This is a genomic window from Dolichospermum circinale AWQC131C, from assembly GCF_000426905.1.
GTDB lineage: Bacteria > Cyanobacteriota > Cyanobacteriia > Cyanobacteriales > Nostocaceae > Dolichospermum > Dolichospermum circinale.
This window is the reverse complement of the sequence record NZ_KE384600.1, coordinates 24893-39864: the sequence shown is the minus strand read 5'-3', so window position 1 is coordinate 39864 and position 14972 is coordinate 24893. Positions and strand designations below refer to the sequence as shown.

General features: G+C 37.0%; 15 protein-coding genes and 1 pseudogene. 5 read left to right on the top strand and 11 right to left on the bottom strand.

Going from position 1 to position 14972, the window contains the following annotated elements; all coding sequences use genetic code 11:
• The first annotated feature begins 202 nt into the window (after positions 1-202).
• Complete coding sequence (locus tag ACIR131C_RS0106630) at positions 203-778, top strand: Uma2 family endonuclease (RefSeq protein ID WP_028089564.1); 576 nt, start codon at positions 203-205, stop codon at positions 776-778.
• 72 nt (positions 779-850) lie between these two features.
• On the opposite strand, the gene ACIR131C_RS0106625 is transcribed toward ACIR131C_RS0106630, so the two are convergent.
• From ACIR131C_RS0106625 to ACIR131C_RS22080, 9 genes are all read right to left on the bottom strand, one after another.
• Positions 851-1495: a hypothetical protein gene (locus tag ACIR131C_RS0106625; RefSeq protein WP_028089563.1), complete on the bottom strand. Its 645-nt coding sequence runs from the start codon at positions 1493-1495 to the stop codon at positions 851-853.
• A 215-nt stretch (positions 1496-1710) separates the two neighbouring features.
• Positions 1711-2226 (bottom strand): peptidylprolyl isomerase, encoded by a 516-nt coding sequence (locus ACIR131C_RS0106620; protein ID WP_028089562.1) that lies wholly within the window; start codon positions 2224-2226, stop codon positions 1711-1713.
• A 183-nt stretch (positions 2227-2409) separates the two neighbouring features.
• The gene (locus ACIR131C_RS0106615; RefSeq protein ID WP_231395406.1) at positions 2410-3078 is read right to left on the bottom strand and encodes a hypothetical protein; all 669 of its coding nucleotides are present in this window, start codon (positions 3076-3078) and stop codon (positions 2410-2412) included.
• Between the two features lie 144 nt (positions 3079-3222).
• Positions 3223-3801 (bottom strand): hypothetical protein, encoded by a 579-nt coding sequence (locus ACIR131C_RS0106610; RefSeq protein ID WP_028083637.1) that lies wholly within the window; start codon positions 3799-3801, stop codon positions 3223-3225.
• Positions 3802-3848: 47 nt separating this feature from the next.
• Complete coding sequence (locus ACIR131C_RS0106605) at positions 3849-4427, bottom strand: Uma2 family endonuclease (RefSeq protein ID WP_028089560.1); 579 nt, start codon at positions 4425-4427, stop codon at positions 3849-3851.
• Positions 4428-4481: 54 nt separating this feature from the next.
• Positions 4482-5258 carry a hypothetical protein gene (locus ACIR131C_RS0106600; protein ID WP_028089559.1) on the bottom strand — a complete coding sequence of 259 codons (777 nt, stop codon included), beginning with the start codon at positions 5256-5258 and terminating at the stop codon, positions 4482-4484.
• Positions 5251-6393, bottom strand: a complete 1143-nt coding sequence (locus tag ACIR131C_RS0106595; protein ID WP_028089558.1) for an AAA family ATPase — start codon at positions 6391-6393, stop codon at positions 5251-5253. Before ACIR131C_RS0106595 ends, ACIR131C_RS0106600 begins: the two co-directional genes overlap by 8 nt.
• A 214-nt stretch (positions 6394-6607) precedes the next feature.
• Complete coding sequence (locus tag ACIR131C_RS0106590) at positions 6608-6871, bottom strand: type II toxin-antitoxin system HicB family antitoxin (protein WP_028089557.1); 264 nt, start codon at positions 6869-6871, stop codon at positions 6608-6610.
• Positions 6861-7046, bottom strand: a complete 186-nt coding sequence (locus ACIR131C_RS22080) for a type II toxin-antitoxin system HicA family toxin (RefSeq protein ID WP_035371596.1) — start codon at positions 7044-7046, stop codon at positions 6861-6863. Before ACIR131C_RS22080 ends, ACIR131C_RS0106590 begins: the two co-directional genes overlap by 11 nt.
• A 515-nt stretch (positions 7047-7561) precedes the next feature.
• Here ACIR131C_RS22080 and ACIR131C_RS0106580 point away from each other — a divergent pair.
• Positions 7562-8557: a metallophosphoesterase gene (locus tag ACIR131C_RS0106580; RefSeq protein WP_231395405.1), complete on the top strand. Its 996-nt coding sequence runs from the start codon at positions 7562-7564 to the stop codon at positions 8555-8557.
• Positions 8558-8681: 124 nt separating this feature from the next.
• On the opposite strand, the gene ACIR131C_RS0106575 is transcribed toward ACIR131C_RS0106580, so the two are convergent.
• Positions 8682-9992 (bottom strand): site-specific integrase, encoded by a 1311-nt coding sequence (locus tag ACIR131C_RS0106575; protein WP_028089555.1) that lies wholly within the window; start codon positions 9990-9992, stop codon positions 8682-8684.
• 409 nt (positions 9993-10401) lie between these two features.
• On the bottom strand, positions 10402-11019 hold the full coding sequence (locus ACIR131C_RS0106570) for a Uma2 family endonuclease (RefSeq protein WP_028089554.1): 618 nt from the start codon (positions 11017-11019) through the stop codon (positions 10402-10404).
• A 257-nt stretch (positions 11020-11276) separates the two neighbouring features.
• Between ACIR131C_RS0106570 and ACIR131C_RS27310 the strand changes: the two are divergent.
• From ACIR131C_RS27310 to nifE, 3 genes and pseudogenes are all read left to right on the top strand, one after another.
• Positions 11277-11423: pseudogene (locus tag ACIR131C_RS27310) on the top strand (nitrogenase molybdenum-iron protein subunit alpha); the annotation flags it as partial.
• A gap of 153 nt (positions 11424-11576) precedes the next feature.
• Positions 11577-13112, top strand: a complete 1536-nt coding sequence (gene nifK / locus ACIR131C_RS0106560; RefSeq protein ID WP_028089553.1) for a nitrogenase molybdenum-iron protein subunit beta — start codon at positions 11577-11579, stop codon at positions 13110-13112.
• Positions 13113-13558: 446 nt separating this feature from the next.
• Positions 13559-14926: a nitrogenase iron-molybdenum cofactor biosynthesis protein NifE gene (nifE, locus tag ACIR131C_RS0106555; RefSeq protein WP_028089552.1), complete on the top strand. Its 1368-nt coding sequence runs from the start codon at positions 13559-13561 to the stop codon at positions 14924-14926.
• Positions 14927-14972 lie beyond the last annotated feature (46 nt).

Sequence of the window (14972 nt, the reverse complement as noted above, 5' to 3'; positions counted from 1 at the left end):
TGTAAATCCTGAAATCCTGGAAATCCTGATATGGCTTGCGCCACGCTACGCTATCAGACAATTGACCACAGCGATCGCTCACTAATTAATCACGTTTTCTTGTTCCATATCTTTTCTCGTTAACAGCATATTTTTACATTTCACAACAGGTCTAATGTAAAATATTAATCAACTATATCTTATCTTTCAGGAGTCCCAAATTATGCCGATCATGACTATTAAAGATGTAGAAAAACTGCAAACTGCTATCAATGATGCAGGTTTAGATTATGATATGGAATTAGAAAACGGGAGAATTTCTATTGTGGGTCCATCGGATATTGTATCTAGTGAAATTAGCAGTCGTTTAATTGCTTTCCTCTTTGCTTGGATAAATCCCCGTCGCTTAGGAAGAGTATTTGATTCTGCGGGAGGTTTTATTTTACCAGATAGTAATTTAACTGCTCCCGATGTTTCCTTTGTCCGTGCTGCAAGGTTACGTCAAAGTCCTCGTTATTTTGGTGAACTTGTACCTGATTTAGTAGTAGAAATTAAATCTCAAAGTGATAGAATTAAGACTTTAAAAAAGAAGATTCTCAATTTTATTAATTTGGGTGCTGTAGTCGGAATTTTAATTGATCCTGATGAAGAAACTGTTACAGTTTATCGCAAATTAGGTGAACCAATTGTTTTTAGAAACAATGATATTTTAACTTTACCCGAACTTTTACCAGGTTGGGAATTGCCTATTTCTGAATTATGGCCTCCTGTTTTTACTGAGGAAGAAACACAGGAGTAATTTGTAGGTTGAGTTAAGCAACAGCATTTCATATCCCCGACTTCCGGGGGAAGTCGGCGGTTTATTTCATATTTATTTTGGACTATAAGGCAGAGAAGAATGATGTAGAATAATACGCAATTTACCATCACCACCTCTAATAAACTGCCAGGTTTTATCTACCGTTGTGACTTTACCTTTTTTATCAGTAATGTCAACATTACCCATAGTGGTAGCAGTATTACCGACAATAAAAATGCCAGCGTTGCGAATTTCCACTTTTCGCCATCCTTTCAGAGCAAAACCAGTATCTTGAGGGAAAGAGGAATCACCACCCACAAAATAAGACAAAGCTCCTTTGTGTGTCGTGCGGAAGGTCTGGTCTCCAGTTGTCAAGGTTGGCTTAAACAACACCAAGCCCGACTGATAAGCATATAATTCATCTATTACCTTGTCCGCTAATGTTCTAGCGGCAGCCATCCCCTTTTGATCATAGGTAGTGCTGATATTAACCAATGCATTACCCCAGGCTTTTTGGGCGGCCAGCACTTCAGGCTCAGTAATGGATGTATTAACTACTGATGTCTTAGGAGTTGATGAGACTGGCCTAGTGATGGTACTATTAACTTGACCATAAGCCATTGATGGCGCTGTAACCAACAATGTAACCAATAAGGCTATGGTAGCAGCAATTACAGAAAGATTGACTCGTAATTGTTTAATCGGATTGGTTTGCATATTAAGAGCAAGTTACAAAAGTTTTCAGTAACATCTAACCACGTTGTGCCAACCCAGTCAATAGTTACCATCAGTAATTACCATGCTATCATTTAATGATCCGAGAAATTGGGGATCTAGTTTGTCGGGTGAACAATGAAAAAAACAGAGGATTTTGCCTGAAAATAGGGATGTGCGGCGAAAATCCCCGCACCAATTTTTCGGTTTATTCTAGTTTATTCGTGGATAGTTACTTTGATCATTTTCACCGGAGTTTTGGGGCGATCGCCAGATCCTGTTGGAGTGGTTTCGATGGCTTTTAATACATCCATGCCTTCAGTAACTCGACCAAACACGGGATGCTTAGATTGACCGGGGGTAAACCAATCCAGATAGGAGTTGTGGACAGTGTTGATGAAAAACTGGCAACTACCACTATTAGGCCTCCCGGTATTAGCCATAGATAGAGTTCCCGGTTCATTAGAAAGTTTCCCATCTTCAGGATGCTCATCTTGAATACACCCATGAGGACTATTACCTGTTCCTGCACGGGGGGAGCTAGGATCTTTGCTGTAGGGACAACCAAACTGCACCATGAAGTTATTGATCACACGGTGGAAATGTAGCCCATCATAAAACCCACTTTTGGCCAATTTGATGAAATTTCCCGCCGTTATGGGCATAACATCGGTAAATAGTTCAAGAGTAATAGTACCAAGGGAAGTTTCCAGAGTTGCGGTGGGATTTGCCATGAATATTGAATTACCAATCTGTGTAATGGTTTACTTTATCGCTTCTAGTTTACCCAATATCTTGAAAATAAATAAGTTGGCATGAAAAATAAACTCTGTAAAGAAATGTAAAATCATTTTGATCTTTAATAGAGATATTTCATAGCCCCGAATTCTCCCAGAAGTCGGGGATCTATTTCATATTTATTTTGGACTATAGGGCAGAGAAGAATGGTGTAGAATAATACGCAATTTCCCATCACCACCTCTAATAAACTGCCAGGTTTTATCTACTGTTGTCACTTTACCTGTTTTATCAGTTATGGAAACATTACCCATAGTGGTAGCAGTATTACCAACAATAAAAATACCAGCGTTGCGAATTTCCACTTTTCGCCATCCTTTGAGAGCAAAACCAGTATCTTGAGGGAAAGAGGAATCACCACCCACAAAATAAGACAAAGCTCCTTTGTGTGTTGTGCGGAAGGTCTGATCTCCAGTTGTCAAGGTTGGTTTAAACAACACTAGTCCAGATTGATAAGCGTATAGTGTATCTATTATATCGTCAGCTAATTTCTTAGCAGCGGCCATTCCTTTCTCATCATAGGTAGTGCTAATGGAAACCAATGCTTGACCCCAGGCTTTCTGAGCAGCCAGCACTTCAGCCTCAGTAATGGATGTATTAACTACTGATGTCTTAGGAGTTGATGAGGCTGGCTTAGTGGTGGTATTATTTTGACCATGAGCTATTGATGGCGCTGTCACCAACAAGGCTATGGTAGCAGCAGTTACAGAAAGATTGACTTGTAATTGTTTAAGAGGATTAGTTTGCATATTAAGAAGAGGTATGAAAAAGGAAATTACGTTTTCCATAACATCTAACCACATTGTGCCAATCTAGTCCAATAACTACTATAAATAGTTACCATCAGTAATTACCATTCGAGTGAGGTACAATAAATCATAATTAAACGCAGATAAACGCAGATAAATACAGATGATTTGTTAATTAACCTTTTAATCAGGAAAAGCTAAACCGGTTCTAGGATCTCTGATATATAATCCTAGTGTTAAACTCCGCATGACTTCATCCCAAACGGGTATTAATTGTTCTGCCTGATCTGCCCAATAATCAAAGGTAATTAAACATTGAATATTAGAACCTAAACCAACACAGGTTCTTGAAAATGCTTCTCTGGGTTCGGTTTGAGTGTCAATAAATTTAATTTCACACCACATAATTTTAGCCGTTTGTCTTTTGACAGTGATCACTTCTCCTCTTGCAATTACATCACGACTATCATCTTCCATGATTTTCTTTAAAGTAGATTTGAGGGGAAACAGAGTCCAATCATTAGGAGGTAAATGATTGTAAGACATTTCTAAACAACAATCATCATCAGGTGGTTTTTTATCTGTAAACTTAAATGATTTTTCCTGGGGTTGAGTTATCCAACCACGAGGAACATTAAACCGCACAGCCCCCCTACCTGCCACAAAAATATTGTATTCTGGGGGAGATTCCCAATGATGATCTGGTTTCAGTTCTAGGGTTTCCTTAATCCATTGGAAATTACTTTTTTTACGTTTTGCCATAATTTTAATAAGAGATTAAATTTCATCTTTATTTTGGAAATGTGATTTTATGTTTCTGTTTCCAACCCCACACTATCATAAAGCATTTCTATGGGAAATTCAAATGCAATACTTGATAAGGTGATCATGTCTCCAGTAGTGTAGGGATAATAAAGCCACATTCTTCCTTCTCCTCGACAATAACGTTCAACGGAGATTTTTTCAGAATCAATCAAGATGTATTCTTGTAAACTGGGTATGGTGAGATAATATTTAAATTTTTCCTCTCTATCTTTACCGCTTGTACTGGGAGAAAGAACTTCAACAATTAATTTAGGATTTTGGATAAATTTACGGGCATTGATGTCTTCAGGGTGACAACTAACGATCAGATCAGGATAGAAGTATGGACCTTTAGAGGTAACTTGTACTTTTACATCTGATACATTGATTCGACAACCTCTAGGACGGAGATGAGAATATAGAGGTCTGTAAAGATTGAGAGCAATATCATTATGGGGGATTGTACCACCGGTCATGGCGAAAACTTCACCGTTGATGTATTCATAGCGAATATCTTGGTTAAGTTCCCATGCAAGATATTTCTCAATGGTCATTTTTGCTGGTTGTTGGGGAATGGCTATCATAGCAGGATTTTTCTCAGTTTGTTTTGATTATAGCAATTGATAGGAAAATAGTTCTTAATCAGACCAAAGAATTGCAGCTAATCGTTCCTCAACTTCACAGATATAATCTGTCAAACCTGTATCAACTCCTCTTTCTCGTAGATGTTTTAATTTTGTCTTTTCCCAACATAGCTTTTCCCGTTCCTTATCATCTCCTGTAAGTTGTTTAACTACTACTTTTACATTTCTCATTCGTTCAGGTTCTTTCTCAGAAATAGCGCGTAATCTGTGAGACTCTATGGAAGGATCAAAACTCAATTTATTTTTGATTTCTTCTAGTATTTGTTCTTCTTGTTGATTTGATGGAATAAAGCCATTTAAAACCCATGCTTCACGTTTTGGATCAGCAGCACCAATGATAATTTCTAATTTCGGCGTTTTATTAATATGTTCTGAACGTGCTTGTTTAAGTCCTTCTTTACGTTCCGGTTGATTATCTAAATCACGGATAAAAATAACAGCTTTAATCTGTCGTGTTTTTTGCAGAAATCGCACTAAATTAAGAGCCTTAATAGCTCTTGCTCCATCAGCTTTTAAAGGTACATTATTACTATCATGACCTAAATATCTGGGTTCATTATATTTTAGTTGTTTTTTTGCATCATCAATTATTTTTCTAATGTCTCTCCAACAAGAATGTTGTGTTCCTTCCTCTAACCCAGTCCACTGAAAATGATATTGAAGACTATCATCATCTAACCAATCGAATTTTTCTTGTAAAACTCGCTCGGCTAATTTAGTAGCTGTTCTGGCATCTGCACCACTTTCAACTATGACAATAAACTCAATCACAGACTTCTCCTTCTGTTACCCAATCTTCACCTTCAGCATCCCAAAATTCACCTGTTGTCAAGGTTTCTTTTGCCCATTCTACATCAGGATGTTCATCCAAACGTTTGGACATTGTGAAACCTGATTTACTGTTATTTAAGATGTGAACTTGAGAAGGAGTAAGTGCATCAATAATATAAGGGGAATGAGTAGAGAAAATAATTTGCAAGTTGGGATTTTCTGCGATGATTTCTTTAAACACAGTCATTAACTCCCGTTGTGCTTGAGGATGAAGTCCCTGTTCCACATCATCTAATAAAACTAAATTAGGTTGATTAGGATTCATTAGTACAGTTAATAATCCTAATGTTAACATTGTTCCTTCGCTAATTGCATGGGCTGGAATACGTTCACCTGTATTCATGTCTAGTACCACCTCTTGTCCTGTCATTTCCTGAGTTTCTTCATAGGAAATAGATTTACCATCTACTTCGATTAAACGTTTGCGAATGACTGGAACTTTTGCTCGTTTTATGCCAACTTTGCGGACATTTGGGACAATTCGACTCAGCTTTTCTTCTATTAATTGAAATTTATCTGGAGCTTCATCACGCAGAAAATCTAAGGTAGGTGCTAATCCTGAACCATCAGACTCAACTCTTGGCGTAATTTCTTGACTGTAAGCTGGTTTAGCAAGATTACTTGCAACTAATTTTAGGTAAACAGTAGGCTTGAAAAAATTAGATGGTAAAGGTGGATCTTGTGGTGAGTATGAATATGAACCATATAGTTTTTCATTTGTCCAACTACTTTTATTACCATCTATATTCCATGATAATTTTGCAATCCAATTATTAGTATTTTTGTTCTCCAAACTATAGGACACTTGGCAATTTTTTTGATTTTCCCAATAACCACTCGCAGTAACAGACATATTTTTTTCGCCAATTGTTGTAATGAATTGAGGTGATCTATCATACTCAAATATTTTTTCAAAGGATGTATCAGGAATCATGCTTAGATAATGCAATGCTTGGAGGACTGTTGTTTTACCGGCACTGTTTTTTCCTACAATTCCATGTAATCGGGAATTATCAAAATTGAGTTCTGTTGATTTATGGCTTTTGAAATTATGAAGGATTAGTTTTTCTAGCATATTTTTAATATGTAATTATTTTCTCCAGAAAATATCATACTTTAAAAACAACATCGTCTATAAAAAATGGATTAAATAAAACAAAACTAAAATCCTGCTTGTTTTTTCATCATTTTATCATTACCAATGTGTGTTTTAATTTTCATACTTTCCATAGACTGATCTCCTGGTTGATTATGTTGTCAGCAGTTTGGATAAAATTTTTGATGGTTGTTCACGAATTAATGATATAAATTAGTTTAGAAGGTAAAGGAATTTGTTTTTTACCACTACAATAAACAGCTTCTATCCATAACTCTCGCGCTTCATTAATATTTTCTATCGCTTCCTCTAAATTGTCTCCCTGACTCATACAACCTGGTAAGTCAGCAATCATTACTGTATATCCTCCGTCCTCTTCTGGATAAAGAGATATGGGATATTTTAAAGACAGATAATATTCTAAAGATTGATGCTCAAGTTGAGAATTAGTTTTCATCTTGCCAATTTTCCAAGTCTAGTAATCTAATCGTTTCTTCAATATACGTTCGTTTAACTTTTTTACCCCCTTTTTTGGGAATAATAATCACTTCTCCTTGATCATTTTCAAAAGCGTGATGACTTCCCTTCGCTCTAATTTCCTGATATCCAAATGCTTCCAAAACATAACTAATTTCTTCAAATCTGGCTTCAGGAAAGAAAGAAGATATTTAATTAATTTACTTAGTTTACCCATTGACTAATCATAGCATTTTTTTGGCTAGGTGGTTGAGATAATTATTCATTAACCAGTTATACCACACTTTACAAAAATAATATTCTTGGTTAACCAAACTTAACTCCGTTTATAAACCATTTCCATCCTCAACTTCTCCACCTCAATCTTCAAGCGTTCATTCTCCATTTTCAACCAACTGTCATTTTGTTTTGATTATAGCAACTACAATTACAACTATTTTGAGTTTATTCAAGTGTGCTTTCATGAAAATTTCGCGCTAAGATGCAAAGGAAACAAGAATGCGATCGCTCTCAAAGACTCTAATAGACATCTCCGGTAATTAAATGTGCGTGAGTTATAACCCTTGTAGAGACGTTCCATGGAACGTCTCTACAATATTTTTCACCAGATGTCTAATGGAAGTTGATTCTGAAATATCTTTATAGATATTTAATATTCCGTAGTGTTTTAGTGTTTTTATCAGTTTTCGTAACTGGTATAAATTCTGAAAGTTTCGCTGCTGCTGAAAAAGTTACTTTTGCAGCCTATGGTGATATGCCTTATTTCGCCAAGTCAGCAGATGGTAGAACTGATGAGCAAGTTTTGATCCAAGATATTGCGCCTAAATTCCGCCAACGTGAAGATATACCCTTTGTAATTCATTTGGGTGATCTTGGTCGTCCCCAGGATACTTGTTATGATACTTGGTTGGAGAAAAATAAGACGTTTTGGAAAACCGATATAGTTAAACCTGTGTTTTTTACACCAGGAGATAATGATTGGACTGATTGCGATCGGGAAGGTCTAGCTGTTAGAAAATCAGAGTTGGAAAGACTAGACGCAATTAGAAAGGTGTTCTTTAGTCAACCTAAAACTCTCAATCCTGAATGGCGATATGAAGAACAAGCCACTTTACCTGAAAATGAAACTTGGTGGTATAATGGTGTCCGTTTTGTAACAGAACATATCGTCAGCACTGATAATGGACGCACTGAGATATTTCTTGATGATCCTATCAAAGTTAATCAATTAGTTGATGAACGAGATAAAGAGAATGCTATTTGGCTGAATCATGCTTTTGAAATGGCAAAAGATAGTGATACATCAGCTGTAGTTGTAGCGACTCAATTAGATCCTTTTGCTCCTGATGGTAGTACAGGTGATGTTTTTAGCAGATGTCTAAATAATCATGCGTACAAAGGTTTTTGTGAACAATTGCAGACATTGGCGGCAAATTTAGATAAACCAGTGTTATTAGTTCATGGTGATACCAATGCTTACTGTTTTGATCAACCTTTTCCTGTAGGTAAAACTCCGAAATTATGGCGCTTGAATGCACCTGGTGATTTTAAAGTGATTGATGCTTCTTTAATCTCTTTTGATCCTAGCAATTCTAGCAAACCTTTTCAAGTTACCGGACTGTTATCAGGTAAAGAACCTCCGCAAATCTGCGATTACAGTAGATAATAGGTGATTAATTGATGATGCGATATCTGTTAAAAATACAGCGATCGCACATCATATAATTCTTTTTGGCGTTGCTGATTTAATTTCAGCAACACCAAAAAATGAGATTCTTAACTAACCAAACTTAACTCCGTTTATAAACCATTTCCATTCTCAACTTTTCCACCTCAATCTTCAACCGTTCATTCTCCATTTTCAACCCCGTATTTTCATCCTTAATCAACTCTACCTCATGCCGTTTACTCAAAGCCTGATTAATTGCTAATTTCCGCATATCTAAAGAAAACCAACGTTGATAAGTTTTGGTGTGAATTTCCACACTATGACCCAAATTATCCGCCGCAGCCTTAATAGGAATGCCCAAAATATGCGCTCGAATTGCCCAACCATGACGTAAATCATAGGGTTTAAAATCCAAACCAATTTTTCTAAACCACCAACTCACCCTTTGGATTAAAGCCGTGATTTCTGCATGATTATTTTGGTCTTTTTTACTGATTTCTCTGGCTAACATTTGCAAATATTTAGGATTTCTTAAATCAAATTCATCAATCCATTCTTTATATAAAGGTAAAGCTTCTCTTTCCCCAGTTTTACAGTTTTTATCAACCTTCCAAGTTAAATCTATATTTTCATTACTTAACCACCAATCAATATGAGGATTAACAAAAAGCTCACGGGGACGTAAACCAAAAACCGCCAACATTCCATAGGTCCAACGCCAAAGTTGCCAACTATCTTTGACATCTTGATTAACTTGTTTACCTCTGTTATTTAGATATTCATCAAACTTGTAAAATCCAGTAACTATTTCTTTATCAGTGGGAATATTGCGAGAATTACTTTCAGGAACTTTAGCATAATTAGTTAAATTAATTTCAATTTTAAAAACTTGACAAAATACAGAAATAGCCCGAACAGCATTATATTTAGCCCATTCCTTATCTATTTTCTCAATTGCATTAATCAAATTTTGCCCATTAGCCAAATCATTGGCATTTGTATAACGTTTAATTCGGGAAAAATAATAGAAAAAAGTATGTTGACTTTTAGTGGTGCGTTTATGGGTTTTAAAATATTCATCTTCAAATTTTACTAATAATTGACCAATGGTTATTAACTCTTTTTTAATATCTTCATTTCCTAAATTTCCCAAATATTTATCATTCCAAATAAAGGTTTTTCTAGCAATTAACTTACCTAGTTCATAAGCCTCTTCCTCCGCAGTTTTCAGTCCTGATAAATTTGCTGGAATATTTAAACTGAGATTGTATTGTTTTTTTCCCGTTCCTCTGATATCCTCATCTCCTGGTTTAATAGGTAAGGTTGCCCGTAATTGCAGACATCCATTTGATTCTCGGATTGTTACCCTTGTCTTTGCAGACTTCAAACGCAGATTTACCTGCTGTATTTCCTGTGCTAAGTTTGTTTTCATGTTTTGCGAGAGTTACAAATAAACCTCCCCCCCTACCCCTCTCCTCTTAGGAAAGGAGGGAAAATCTCTTTCTAGGGAAGGGGTTGGGGTGAAGTCTGTTTAGTTTATATTTACTAGAAAAATAAATATGTCTCATGCAAACATAGTTTCTCCCTAACTTTTTCACGCTTTCGACCAGAAATAAAAATTGGTGGATAGATCAAATGTATAAATACGGGTCACGCAAAGAATCAGAACCTTTACAGCGGTTTCTGCTTTTATGAGGTACAAAGTTGAATGATCAAACTCTTGTAGTGCGGGCATACTTCGGCAAACTCAGTACAAGTCTTGCCCGCTAAATATGTACCTCATAACACCCGGAAGTGCTGTATCTTATATTTAGTGCAATTTTGGACGATATTTATGATGATTATAAATTATGAATTTGACTAGCTTTAATTACGTCCTCAACTGTAACATTTAACTCAGAAAAGGTAGGAGAAATAATTTTTTCTGTTCCTGTAAATGCTTTAACTTGGTATTTTCCGTCAATTAATTCATAAACAAATATTGTTGGTAATTTAGGATTTCCTAAATAACTTCGAGAAGCGATTGCTAAATAATCTACTATCCAATATTCTTTAATTCCCAGATTTTCATATTCTTCTAATTTATCAATATAGTCATCTTCCCAATTTGTTGATGTTACTTCTACTGCTAATTGAATCGCGTCAATTAAAGCTCCATAAGTTGTGACATTAGAGTTCCATAAAGATGCACTGACTACGCTCACATCTGGGTTTCTTCCTCTTTGATCGCCCCTATTGGTAACTGTTCTAATGACAATATCTTTATCTACAATATAATCAAGTTGTAACCGCCGAATTTCATCATTAAAACCAAACATTAAATATCGGGCTACATTTTTACGCGCTCTAATTGCTTCCACTTTAACAATTTCTCCATTTACTAATTCATAAATACCATCATCGGGACGTTGTTGTAAGAATTGTCCAAAGTCTAATTTTGTTAAGGTCGTGATGCTCATAGTGTCCTCACTAAGCTTTGCTAAAATAGCATTATAGCACTTGTCAGAATCAGGATGTCCAAGATTTGAGGATTTACAGGATGTTAATGTTGGGTTTTACTGTCGTTCAACCCAACCTACATTTCCAGTAATTAAGTCCTTACTGTCAATCCTTGTATTGCAAAAAGTCTAAACTGTACGTATGTCGGGGTATACTGCTTCATAATGCAGAGATCCTCAATTTTTTTAGTTAAAACCTATTAAACCAGCAGAATAAATACTCCGGTCCTTACCACGGTTACGACGGATTTGCAATTTTCGCTCGTGACATGGACTTGGCGCTCAACAGCCCAACCTGGGGATTAATTGGCGCTCCCTGGAACAAAAAAGCTCAAGCTAAAGTTAAAGCTAAAGCGGCCGTCTAGGGAACAAAAATCTGGGGTAAAACCCCAGGAGAGTTGGAAATTCAAGATTCAAAATTAAAAATTCTCAGTTTTGAATTTTGCATTCTGAATCTTGAGTGGTATTTCCGACTCTCCACCAAACGCAAACATCATACACCGCAGGAGATACAGAAAATGCCTCAGAATCCAGAAAAGATTCAGGATCACGTTGAGCTATTCCACCAACCAGAATATCAACAACTGTTTGAAAACAAGAAACAGTTTGAAAATGGCCACACTTCCGAAGAAGTACAACGGGTAGCAGACTGGACAAAAACCTGGGAATACCGGGAAAAGAACTTTGCGCGGGAAGCTTTAACCGTTAACCCAGCTAAAGGTTGTCAACCTTTAGGCGCTATGTTTGCGGCCGTAGGATTTGAAGGTACTCTTCCCTTCGTTCAAGGTTCTCAAGGTTGCGTGGCTTACTTCCGTACCCACTTAACCCGTCACTATAAAGAACCATTTGCTGGTGTTTCTTCTTCCATGACAGAAGACGCGGCTGTATTCGGTGGTTTGCAAAACATGATTGATGGTTTGGCTAACTCTTACAAACTATACAATCCTAAAATGATTGCTGTTTGTACCACCTGTATGGCAGAAGTTATCGGTGATGACTTACAATCATTCATTGGTAACGCGAAAGAAGCTGGTTCAGTTCCTCAAGATTTCCCAGTTCCTTTTGCTCACACTCCTAGCTTCGTTGGTTCTCACATCACTGGTTACGATAACATGATGAAGGGAATCCTTTCTACCTTAACCGCAGGTAAGAAGAAAGCCAAGAGCAACGGTAAAATCAACTTTATTCCTGGTTTTGATACCTACGTAGAAAACAACCGCGAAGTTAAGCGCATTGCTAACCTATTCGGTTTTGACTACACCTTATTATCTGACAACAGTGATTATGTTGACTCACCTAATGATGGTGCGTACAATATGTACCCAGGTGGTACTAAGCTCGAAGATGCAGCAGATTCCATTAACGGTAAAGCTACTATTGCTCTTCAAGCTTACTCCACAGCCAAGACCCGTGAATACATTGCTAAGGAATGGGGTCAAGACGTTTGTGTTTCTCGTCCTTGGGGTATCAAGGGAACTGATGAGTTCTTGATGAAACTCAGCGAAATGACTGGTAAGGCTATTCCTGAAGAGTTAGAAATCGAACGTGGTCGTGCAGTTGACGCAATGACTGACTCCCATGCTTGGTTACATGGTAAGCGTTTCGCTATCTATGGTGATCCTGACTTAGTTTACAGCTTAGTTGGTTTTATGTTGGAAATGGGTGCTGAACCAGTACACATCTTGGTTCACAACACCAATGAAGTATTTGAGAAAGAATTGCAAGCATTGTTAGATTCTAGCGCCTTCGGTAAGTCCGCTAAAATCTGGGGTGGTAAGGACTTGTGGCACTTACGCTCCTTGTTATTTACCGAACCCGTAGACCTATTAATTGGTAACTCCTACGGTAAGTATTTATGGCGTGATTGTGGTGTACCTTTGGTGAGAATTGGTTATCCTATCATGGACCGTCACCACTACCACCGTTACGCAACTGTTGGTTATAAAGGTGTTATTAACCTGTTGAACTGGATTGTCAATACAATCTTTGAAGAAATTGACCGTACTACCAATGTTCCTGGTCAAACCGATATTTCCTACGACTTAGTTCGTTAAGAATTATCTAGGGGTGGGATTTTCCCCTCCTTTCGGTCGCAAATAAGCAAAGGGGACAGGAAATTGGGTAAATTCCCTAAAATCCTCTCCCCTATCTCCAATTCCATTAGCCTAAATAGCCTACTCTTTGTTCCTTTCATCTACCTGACAGATGAATTTTCCCATAAGTTCCTAGAAAAATGATCTGTTTTCATCAGTGTTAATCAATGTTATGAAAATCCCACTCTGGAAAATATAGATAAATACATATCTTTTTTGTAGGTTTATCTGTGTAAATATTAAGTTAATCTTGTTTCGCGCTAAGACGCAAAGGAAGAAATATATTAATTTAAACTGTAGTCTAAATATGTGAATTTGGCTGTAATTTTGTGGAAATCATTATTTTGATGATGGACTTTCATCAAGATTTGTATTGTTAATAAATTCTATCTAACGGGAGAATAAAAATGAAAGTCAAGCAAAGTAAAATTAACGAATTGCTGAGTGAATCAGGATGTGAACATAATCAAAAAAAACAGGGAGAAAAAAAGAATAAATCTTGTACCCAACAAGCTCAACCAGGTGCGGCTCAAGGGGGTTGTGCTTTTGATGGTGCGATGATTGCTTTAGTCCCAATTACTGATGCGGCTCATTTGGTTCATGGTCCGATCGCTTGTGCTGGAAATTCCTGGGGAAGTCGTGGGAGTTTGTCTTCTGGTCCAATGCTTTATAAAACAGGTTTTACTACCGATGTTGGGGAAAATGATGTAATTTTCGGCGGTGAAAAAAAGCTTTATAAAGCGATTTTAGAAGTTAATCAAAATTATAAGCCTGCGGCGATTTTTGTTTACGCCACCTGCGTTACAGCCTTAATTGGTGATGATATTGATGCAGTTTGTAAGGTAGCAGCCCAAAAAATTGGCACTCCTGTCATTCCTGTTATTGCTCCGGGATTTATTGGTAGTAAAAACTTAGGTAATCGTTTTGGTGGTGAAGCTTTACTAGAATATGTAGTGGGAACTGCTGAACCTGAATATACTACCCCTTATGATATTAATTTAATAGGTGAATACAATATTGCAGGGGAAATGTGGGGAGTTTTACCATTATTTGAAAAGTTAGGAATTAGGGTTTTATCAAAAATTACTGGTGATGCTCGTTATCAAGAAGTGCGTTATGCTCACCGGGCAAAATTAAATGTCATGATCTGCTCACGAGCGCTTTTAAATATGGCGCGAAAAATGGAAGAGCGTTACGGTATTCCTTACATTGAAGAGTCATTTTATGGCATTAATGATATTAACCGTTGTTTGCGAACTGTGGCGGCTAAATTAGGTGATGCTGATTTACAGGAACGCACAGAAAAACTCATTGTTGAAGAAACAGCGGCCTTAGATATTGCACTTGCTCCCTATCGAGAAAAATTAAAAGGAAAACGCATTGTTCTCTATACTGGTGGTGTGAAAAGTTGGTCAATTATTTCCGCTGCGAAGGATTTGGGAATTGAAGTTGTGGCCACAAGTACCCGCAAAAGTACGGAAGAAGATAAAGCTAAAATTAAAAATTTGTTGGGTAATGATGGTATTATGCTGGAGAAAGGAAACGCTTCCGAACTCCTGAAATTAATTGCAGAGACTAACGCAGATATGCTGATTGCTGGCGGTAGAAATCAATATACAGCTTTAAAAGCCAGAATTCCCTTTTTAGATATTAACCAAGAACGTCATCATCCCTACGCGGGTTATGTGGGTATGGTGGAAATGGCGCGGGAGTTGACTGAGGCTTTATATAGTCCTGTGTGGGAGCAAATTCGCAAGCCGGCTCCTTGGGAGTAATTGTCTTACACAGGGAGTAAAAACAGAAAACTATCTTGGTTAATTT

Coding starts and splice junctions, on each gene's coding strand:
- ACIR131C_RS0106610 (WP_028083637.1), bottom strand. CDS start 3,801: ATGGCAAAACGTAAAAAAAGTAATTTCCAATGGATTAAGGAAACCCTA.
- nifE (WP_028089552.1), top strand. CDS start 13,559: ATGAAAGTCAAGCAAAGTAAAATTAACGAATTGCTGAGTGAATCAGGA.
- ACIR131C_RS0106630 (WP_028089564.1), top strand. CDS start 203: ATGCCGATCATGACTATTAAAGATGTAGAAAAACTGCAAACTGCTATC.
- ACIR131C_RS0106615 (WP_231395406.1), bottom strand. CDS start 3,078: ATGGAAAACGTAATTTCCTTTTTCATACCTCTTCTTAATATGCAAACT.
- ACIR131C_RS0106605 (WP_028089560.1), bottom strand. CDS start 4,427: ATGATAGCCATTCCCCAACAACCAGCAAAAATGACCATTGAGAAATAT.
- ACIR131C_RS0106590 (WP_028089557.1), bottom strand. CDS start 6,871: ATGAAAACTAATTCTCAACTTGAGCATCAATCTTTAGAATATTATCTG.
- ACIR131C_RS0106595 (WP_028089558.1), bottom strand. CDS start 6,393: ATGCTAGAAAAACTAATCCTTCATAATTTCAAAAGCCATAAATCAACA.
- ACIR131C_RS0106575 (WP_028089555.1), bottom strand. CDS start 9,992: ATGAAAACAAACTTAGCACAGGAAATACAGCAGGTAAATCTGCGTTTG.
- nifK (WP_028089553.1), top strand. CDS start 11,577: ATGCCTCAGAATCCAGAAAAGATTCAGGATCACGTTGAGCTATTCCAC.
- ACIR131C_RS0106570 (WP_028089554.1), bottom strand. CDS start 11,019: ATGAGCATCACGACCTTAACAAAATTAGACTTTGGACAATTCTTACAA.
- ACIR131C_RS0106620 (WP_028089562.1), bottom strand. CDS start 2,226: ATGGCAAATCCCACCGCAACTCTGGAAACTTCCCTTGGTACTATTACT.
- ACIR131C_RS0106625 (WP_028089563.1), bottom strand. CDS start 1,495: ATGCAAACCAATCCGATTAAACAATTACGAGTCAATCTTTCTGTAATT.